Here is a 6,777-nt window from a genome sequence, read left to right as displayed (position 1 = left end):
CGACGTCTTGCCATGGTCAACGTGGCCAATCGTGCCGATGTTGACGTGCGGCTTGTTGCGCTCGAATTTGCTCTTTGCCATGGGTACGCTTCCTGTGGTCAAATACGATGGATCAGCCGGCTGGGCCGGTTTGTGCAGCCGTTTAAGGGTTTCGCGGCTTTTGCGCAAGACTTAATTGCGTCCGCCCGGACGGCAAGGTCTCAGCCAATTTTAAAGTCCATAGAGAAGCTCCGCCGCGCCAGCGCGGATGGAATCGCCAGAGCCAGAACACTCAACGATGTCAGGAACATCCGAAACTTTTTTGAAGTAAGCCGGAAAGAGGCTGGAGCGGGTAGCGGGAATCGAACCCGCGTATTCAGCTTGGAAGGCTGCTGCTCTACCATTGAGCTATACCCGCGGGCCTTCGATCCTGAAGCAGAATGGTGGAGGGAGTTGGATTTGAACCAACGTAGGCTGAGCCAACGGATTTACAGTCCGTCCCCTTTAACCACTCGGGCATCCCTCCATTATTCTGTCGGGATCAATCGACCAAGCTTTTGAGATCGTGGAAGAAGCCCGCCGTTTCGTGCCGTCTTTCGATCTGCGCCGGGTATATGGCCGCCCGCATTCCTCCTGTCAACAGAGCGAAAAGGAAAATTTCAGAAATTCTCCACAGACACCGGCGGCCGCAATATCCGAAACCATTTCCAAGACCGAACGAACCTCACTATAAGATGCGCATGAGCAAGGACAAGAGCGGCGACAAGAGCGCCAAGGACAGCCACTACGCCACTTTGCGGCGTGCCCATCGCGACGCCCGCCGCGAGCGCGGCGAGATTCCGACACCCCGCCCGGACAAGCGCCGGAAGATACCGTCCAACTGGAAACCGCCGGCGCTGGCGCCAGAGCAGGTGCTTCTCTATGGCCTGCACACGGTTCGCGCAGCGCTCGACAATCCGGAGCGTACGGTCGTCCGCCTGAGCGTGACTCAGAACGCGGCCGCGCGGCTCGAACTCGGCGACCCTTCCGCGCTGCCCTTCCCCGTCGAAATCGTCACGCCGCAGGATCTCGACCGGGTCCTCGGACCGGATGCAATCCACCAGGGCGTCATGCTGGAGACGCGGCCGCTGCCGCACCGCAAGCTCGAGGCGCTCAGCGATTGTCAGTTGATCCTCCTGCTTGACCAGGTGACCGATCCGCACAATGTCGGCGCGATCATGCGTTCGGCGGTCGCTTTCGAAGCCGGCGCGCTGATCACCACCATGCGCCACAGCCCGACCGAATCAGGCGTGCTCGCAAAATCGGCCTCCGGGGCGCTGGAATTCATTCCCTATATCCAGATCACCAATCTCGCCGATACGATCGAAGAACTGCACGAGCTGGGCTTCCAGACGATCGGTCTTGATTCGGAGGGTCCGCAACCGCTGGAGGATACCTTCTCCGGCGAGAAGATCGCCCTCGTGCTGGGATCGGAAGGCAAGGGGCTGCGGCAGAAGACGCGGCAGACCGTCACGGCGCTGGCTCGGCTCGATATGCCCGGAGCCATCAAGTCGCTCAATGTCTCGAACGCCGCGGCGATCGCGATGTATGCAGCAAGGCAGCACCTCAAGGCCTGAGACGGCCGATGCCGGTCAAAGCACCGGAACGGCGCCTAAGGTCATGTCAGCCGTCGGACAGCCGTCGCGCACCTTCTTCCAGGTCGTGACGTTGAGGTTCATCTCGCAGCGCGCCATGTAGGAGATGCCGCCGACCCGGATGCATGCCGTCTGGCCGAGTTCGTATTTCGTCCCGTCGCGATTGCGACAGGTGCAGCGCCGGTCCGGCGGCGACGCGGCCGCGCTCTCGGCGACCATGGCGGCAGCCGCCAGCGACAGGGCCAAAACCTGCAGAACGATCAGGCTTTTCATGTCGCCAGAATACCGCAAATCCGGTCCGACCAGAAACGAAGAATGCCGGCCGCTCGCGCGACCGGCATTCTTCCGCAACAGACCGGCACTTTTGGTGAGCGGGATGCGGGAAGAAAACCGCGAACAGTTTTCCTCATCCCGCTCCGGCGCCGGCCGAATTCAATCCGCTCGTTTTTGCCGCATTTGTGCGACGTCAGGTGATTCCACCTGACTGCAAAATGCTTAGCTCGCGAGCCGCAGAACGTTGCCTTCCGCAATCGTCTTTTCAGCTTCGGCAATGGCGAACTGCTTCTGGTCGGCACCAAGGTTCAGGCCTTCGGCGCGGACGAATTCGACGTCGGTGATTCCGAAGAAGCCGAAGACGGTGCGCAGATAGCTTTCCTGGTGATCCATCGCCGAGGCAGGGCCGGCAGAATAGTGCCCGCCGCGCGTGGAGGCGACGATGACCTTCTTGCCCTTGGCGAGACCCTCCGGGCCAGCCTCGGTGTAGCGGAAGGTCTTGCCGGCGACGGCCAGGCGGTCGATCCAGGCTTTCAGCTGGCTGGGGATTGAGAAGTTGTACATCGGCGCACCGACGACGATCGTGTCTGCGGCAAGGAATTCGTCGAGCATCTGGCGGCCGGCCCGGATGTCGGAGGCGAGCGCCGGATCGACTTCACCGAGGTCGGCAGGCGCCATGATCTGTGCGCCGGTGAGATGCTGCAGGCGCTCGGAGACGAGATCGCGATAGGTGACTTTCGCGTCGGGACGGTCTGCCTTGATCTGCGAGACGATCGCCGCCGTCAGGCGACGCGAAACCGAATGTTCTCCGAGAATGCCGGAGTCGATATGGATGACGTTCATGGGAGGCACCTTTGTTTCTAGTTGCGGTGCACAACATATGATTTGAAAACAATCGCCGGATAAGACGGCGAATAATTGACATTCCGTTTCCTGAGGGAAACAATCGGAGGGTTCCGGCGCGGCAAGATCAGACTCCGTCGGAATTACCACAATCGATTCCCAGAGCGGATGCGAGCGCCTGCGCCCGCGCTGGTGGAGGCTAGCATGCAGGACCTAAACGATATTGCCCTCTTCGCCGCCGTCGTGAAGAACAACGGCTTCAGCGCCGCCGCGCGCGATCTGAACATTCCCAAATCCAAGCTCAGCAAGCATGTGGCGCGGCTGGAAGATCAACTGGGCGTGCGGCTGCTCGAGCGCTCAACGCGCAAGCTGCGCGTGACGGAAATCGGCCGCGTTTTCTATGAGCACGCCCAGGGGCTGCTCGACGGCGTAGCGGCGGCGGAAGCCGAGGTCGCCGCCGTGCGCGGGGAACCTACGGGCGTTGTGCGGCTTGGCTGCCCCCTCGGCTTCGCGCCGATGCTGGCCGACATTCTGCCGGGCTTCCATCGGCGCTACCCGGGCGTCAGACTGCTCATCACCGCCACGAACCGACGCCTCGATCTTATTGAGGAGCGCTTCGACGTGGCGCTTCGTGCGCGCGACCAGCTCGATACGGACAGCCACCTGATCGTGCGCAAGTTCGGCGAGGTCCGCTCGCGGCTGGCCGCCAGCCCGACGCTTCTTGCGCGGATCGGAGAAGTCACCACCAGTAATCTCGCGGAAATGCCGACGCTCGCCATGAACGAGCAACACGCAAGCGACGTCTGGCGCCTCTATCACGCGAACGGAGGATCGATCGAGATCGCCCACCGACCGGTGATCGGCTGCAGCGATTTCGTCATCCTCGAACGCGCCGCGATCGAAGGAATGGGGATTGCGCTGTTGCCGGACCACATCTGCGAGCGCGCCTTCCGCACCGGCGTTCTCGTCCCCGTCCTGCCGGAGTGGGGGTCGGGCAACGTCATGGTCCATCTCGTCTTTCCGTCCCGACAGGGCGTGCTGCCGGCGACGCGCGCGCTGATCGACTACCTGGCGGAGAACCTGATCAAGGCGATGCAGCGCTGCCGCGAGATCGACCCGAGACCGGCGCAGTCATTCGATATTTGAGGCAATTGCAAGTCGCCGGCCAGCAGGGGGAGGCGTTATAGCTTTCCGAATCCTTCGAAAATGGTGCCCCCAGAGAGACTCGAACTCCCGACCTACTGATTACAAATCAGCCGCTCTACCAACTGAGCTATAAGGGCACTTTTCGACCACGGGAGTTACCATATTCCTTTCCGGTGTAAAGCAAAAATGCGGCCCCCCTCAAAATTTCGGGTGCACTCGCCGCATGGTCATGCCAGAAAAACAAGCATGGCGTCCATCGCCGCGTCGGGCGCAACGACAAACGGACTGAATACATGACCCAGTTCAGCACACTCGCCTTCATCGCCTCGACGGCCGAAGAGGCGCAGAAGGCGGCAAAGGAACTCAAGGCGATATACGGCGACCACGATCCGGAGGAGGCGGATGTGATCGTCGCACTCGGCGGCGACGGTTTCATGCTGCATACGCTGCACAAGACGATGAACACCGGAAAGCGCGTCTATGGCATGAATCGCGGCTCGGTCGGCTTCCTGATGAACCGCTACAGTACCAACGACCTACGCGAGCGCATCGCCAGCGCCGTCGACAATGCCTTCCACCCCCTGGAGATGCGGACCTTCGACGTCAACGGCAACGAATTCACTGCGCTCGCGATCAATGAGGTCTATCTCTTCCGGCAGTCCTACCAGGCCGCGAAGCTCAAGGTCCTTGTCGACGGCAAGGTGCGGCTCGATGAATTGACCTGCGACGGGCTTCTGCTCGCGACGCCGGCGGGATCGACCGCGTATAACCTGTCGGCGCACGGCCCGATCCTGCCGCTCGAGGCACCTCTTCTCGCGCTGACCCCGGTCAGTCCCTTCCGGCCGCGGCGCTGGCGCGGCGCGCTGCTTCCCAATCGCGTCACCGTCGAGATCGAGATACTCGAGGCGGAGAAGCGGCCAGTCAACGCGGTAGCGGATCACCAGGAGGTCAAGTCGGTCGTTCGGGTCACGATCGCCGAATCGGAGAAACTGACGGCCCGCATCCTGTCCGATCCGGACCACTCCTGGTCCGACCGCATCCTGGCCGAGCAGTTCTCCAATTGAATCACATTCAGACCGCCATGGTATTCTGCGGCAGCGGTTGCTGTTCCGGGCCGCACACGAAGGAACCTTGAGGATGCACAAGCCCCTGTTGATCGCGCTTTGCCTCCTGCTGCCCGCCGGCGCTTTGCGGGCGCAGGAAGGCGGCATCCTTCCCTCGAATATCACTTTCGTCACAAGCACCGGCTATTGGGAGGACGGAGCCGGTGCAATGCCGTCCGGCGATCCGGAAGGCGGCACGAAACGGGCGGCGCAGCGAGGCTACTACAAGCTGATTGCCGTGCGACAGACCGACGGGACCGCACGCATCCATCTCCAGCAGATCGCCTCGACGCCGGCCGGCCCGGACGTGGTCTCATCCGCCGAACTCGAGGAATTCACGGCGATGAGGCCATTTGTTACCGACATTCGACCCGAGACATCGACGGGCATCACGCGGCAGCCGGGCATGTTCGCGACCGTCTATCTGAAGACCGATCCTTCCGCCACCGAACCGGAATCCTGGACTGTGCTGATCGACGAAGTCGGCGACATAAAGATCGAGCGCGCGACCAACTGAAGCTCGCAAAAGAATACGGCCGGGGAGCACCCGGCCGTTTGTCGCAGTTCCTGTTCGGCGCGTTCAGCCCAGATCCTCGACGACCGCATCCGCACCGCCGCTGACGCGGTGGGCAAGTGCGGCCTCCATGAAATCGTTGAGCTCGCCGTCGAGCACGTCGCCGGGGCTCGTGCTTTCGACGCCGGTCCGCAGGTCCTTCACCAGCTGATAGGGCTGCAGGACATAGGAGCGGATCTGGTGACCCCAGCCGATATCGGTCTTCGAGGCCGCTTCGGCATTGGCCGCTTCCTCGCGCTTCTTGAGCTCGGCTTCGTAGAGTCGGGCGCGCAGCATGTCCCAGGCCTTGGCGCGGTTCTTGTGCTGCGAACGCTCCTGCTGGCACTGCACGACGATGCCGCTCGGCATATGGGTGATGCGCACGGCCGAGTCGGTCGTGTTGACGTGCTGGCCGCCGGCGCCCGACGAACGGTAGGTGTCGATGCGGCAATCGCTTTCGTTGATGTCGATCTGGATCGAATCGTCGACGACCGGATAGACCCAGATGGACGAAAACGAGGTGTGACGGCGCGCATTGCTGTCATAGGGCGAGATGCGGACGAGCCGATGGACGCCCGATTCGGTCTTCAGCCAGCCATAGGCGTTGTGACCCTTGACGAGAAGCGTCGCCGACTTGATGCCGGCCTCTTCGCCGTCCTGGATTTCGAGAAGCTCCACCTTGTATCCCTGGCGCTCCGCCCAGCGGGAATACATGCGCAGCAGCATGTTGGCCCAGTCCTGGCTTTCGGTGCCGCCGGCGCCCGAATGGACTTCGAGATAGGTGTCGTTCTGGTCCGCCTCGCCCGAAAGCATGGCCTCGACCTGCTTCTTCGCAGCCTCGTTGCGCAGCTGCCGGAGTGCGTCCTCGGCCTCGCTGACGATGGCCGAATCCCCCTCCTCTTCGCCGAGTTCGATCAGCTCGATATTGTCGCTCAGCTGCTGTTCGAAACGGCGCAGGCCGGTTATGCTGTCGTCGAGCTGCTGGCGCTCGCGCATCAGCTTCTGCGCCTCGGCGGCATCGTTCCAGAGCGACGGATCTTCAGCCTTGTTGTTCAACCAGTCCAGTCGTCTTATCGCCTGGTCCCAGTCAAAGATGCCTCCTCAGCAGGCTTATGGCCTGCTTGATTTCGTCGACAATGTTCTCGATTTCGTTGCGCATGGTCCTGCTTCTTGGTGTGGCTTCGAAAAATGTGAGGGTCAAATAGCGACGCCCGCCGCCGATGTAAAGGCGACGGGCATCCGTATC

At 61.8% G+C, this 6,777-nt stretch carries 7 protein-coding genes, 3 tRNA genes and 1 pseudogene; 4 read left to right on the top strand and 7 right to left on the bottom strand.

Annotation, left to right across the window (positions count from 1 at the left end):
- The 3 genes and pseudogenes from ATC00_RS33170 to ATC00_RS05380 form a co-directional block, all read right to left on the bottom strand.
- Positions 1 to 81, bottom strand: a pseudogene (locus ATC00_RS33170) (GTP-binding protein); the annotation flags it as partial.
- Between the two features lie 242 nt (positions 82 to 323).
- Positions 324 to 397: transfer RNA gene (locus tag ATC00_RS05385), tRNA-Gly, on the bottom strand.
- A 23-nt stretch (positions 398 to 420) separates the two neighbouring features.
- Positions 421 to 505: transfer RNA gene (locus ATC00_RS05380), tRNA-Tyr, on the bottom strand.
- A gap of 214 nt (positions 506 to 719) precedes the next feature.
- On the opposite strand from ATC00_RS05380, the gene ATC00_RS05375 reads away from it, so the two are divergent.
- Positions 720 to 1,595, top strand: coding sequence for a TrmH family RNA methyltransferase (locus ATC00_RS05375; protein ID WP_037383025.1), 876 nt, complete (start codon positions 720 to 722; stop codon positions 1,593 to 1,595).
- 15 nt (positions 1,596 to 1,610) lie between these two features.
- On the opposite strand, the gene ATC00_RS05370 is transcribed toward ATC00_RS05375, so the two are convergent.
- Both ATC00_RS05370 and ATC00_RS05365 read right to left on the bottom strand, forming a co-directional pair.
- Positions 1,611 to 1,886 (bottom strand): hypothetical protein, encoded by a 276-nt coding sequence (locus ATC00_RS05370; protein ID WP_037383024.1) that lies wholly within the window; start codon positions 1,884 to 1,886, stop codon positions 1,611 to 1,613.
- 222 nt (positions 1,887 to 2,108) lie between these two features.
- Positions 2,109 to 2,729, bottom strand: coding sequence for an FMN-dependent NADH-azoreductase (locus tag ATC00_RS05365; RefSeq protein WP_064252197.1), 621 nt, complete (start codon positions 2,727 to 2,729; stop codon positions 2,109 to 2,111).
- A gap of 204 nt (positions 2,730 to 2,933) precedes the next feature.
- Between ATC00_RS05365 and ATC00_RS05360 the strand changes: the two genes are divergently transcribed.
- Entirely contained in the window at positions 2,934 to 3,875 is a 942-nt protein-coding gene (locus tag ATC00_RS05360) for a LysR family transcriptional regulator (RefSeq protein ID WP_064252196.1), read from the top strand.
- A 61-nt stretch (positions 3,876 to 3,936) separates the two neighbouring features.
- Here ATC00_RS05360 and ATC00_RS05355 read toward each other — a convergent pair.
- Positions 3,937 to 4,012: transfer RNA gene (locus tag ATC00_RS05355), tRNA-Thr, on the bottom strand.
- 156 nt (positions 4,013 to 4,168) lie between these two features.
- Here ATC00_RS05355 and ATC00_RS05350 point away from each other — a divergent pair.
- On the top strand, positions 4,169 to 4,939 hold the full coding sequence (locus ATC00_RS05350; protein WP_037383019.1) for an NAD kinase: 771 nt from the start codon (positions 4,169 to 4,171) through the stop codon (positions 4,937 to 4,939).
- A gap of 73 nt (positions 4,940 to 5,012) precedes the next feature.
- Positions 5,013 to 5,495 carry a hypothetical protein gene (locus tag ATC00_RS05345; protein WP_037383018.1) on the top strand — a complete coding sequence of 161 codons (483 nt, stop codon included), beginning with the start codon at positions 5,013 to 5,015 and terminating at the stop codon, positions 5,493 to 5,495.
- 63 nt (positions 5,496 to 5,558) lie between these two features.
- Here ATC00_RS05345 and prfB read toward each other — a convergent pair.
- Positions 5,559 to 6,690, bottom strand: a protein-coding gene (gene prfB / locus ATC00_RS05340; protein ID WP_132078000.1) for a peptide chain release factor 2 whose coding sequence is annotated in 2 segments (ribosomal slippage) — positions 5,559 to 6,620 and positions 6,622 to 6,690 — 1,131 coding nt in all. Because the reading frame shifts where the segments join, the coding sequence is not laid out codon by codon here.
- Positions 6,691 to 6,777: the final 87 nt, after the last annotated feature.

The sequence above is a fragment of the Sinorhizobium americanum genome, from assembly GCF_001651855.1.
GTDB classification, from domain to species: Bacteria; Pseudomonadota; Alphaproteobacteria; order Rhizobiales; family Rhizobiaceae; genus Sinorhizobium; species Sinorhizobium americanum.
This window is presented reverse-complemented; position numbering and strand designations above follow the sequence as displayed.

What these genes read in the sequence shown, in the direction of transcription:
- ATC00_RS05350 (WP_037383019.1), top strand. Translation starts at nt 4,169, where the DNA reads ATGACCCAGTTCAGCACACTCGCCTTCATCGCCTCGACGGCCGAAGAG.
- ATC00_RS05370 (WP_037383024.1), bottom strand. Translation starts at nt 1,886, where the DNA reads ATGAAAAGCCTGATCGTTCTGCAGGTTTTGGCCCTGTCGCTGGCGGCT.
- ATC00_RS05375 (WP_037383025.1), top strand. Translation starts at nt 720, where the DNA reads ATGAGCAAGGACAAGAGCGGCGACAAGAGCGCCAAGGACAGCCACTAC.
- ATC00_RS05345 (WP_037383018.1), top strand. Translation starts at nt 5,013, where the DNA reads ATGCACAAGCCCCTGTTGATCGCGCTTTGCCTCCTGCTGCCCGCCGGC.
- ATC00_RS05360 (WP_064252196.1), top strand. Translation starts at nt 2,934, where the DNA reads ATGCAGGACCTAAACGATATTGCCCTCTTCGCCGCCGTCGTGAAGAAC.
- ATC00_RS05365 (WP_064252197.1), bottom strand. Translation starts at nt 2,729, where the DNA reads ATGAACGTCATCCATATCGACTCCGGCATTCTCGGAGAACATTCGGTT.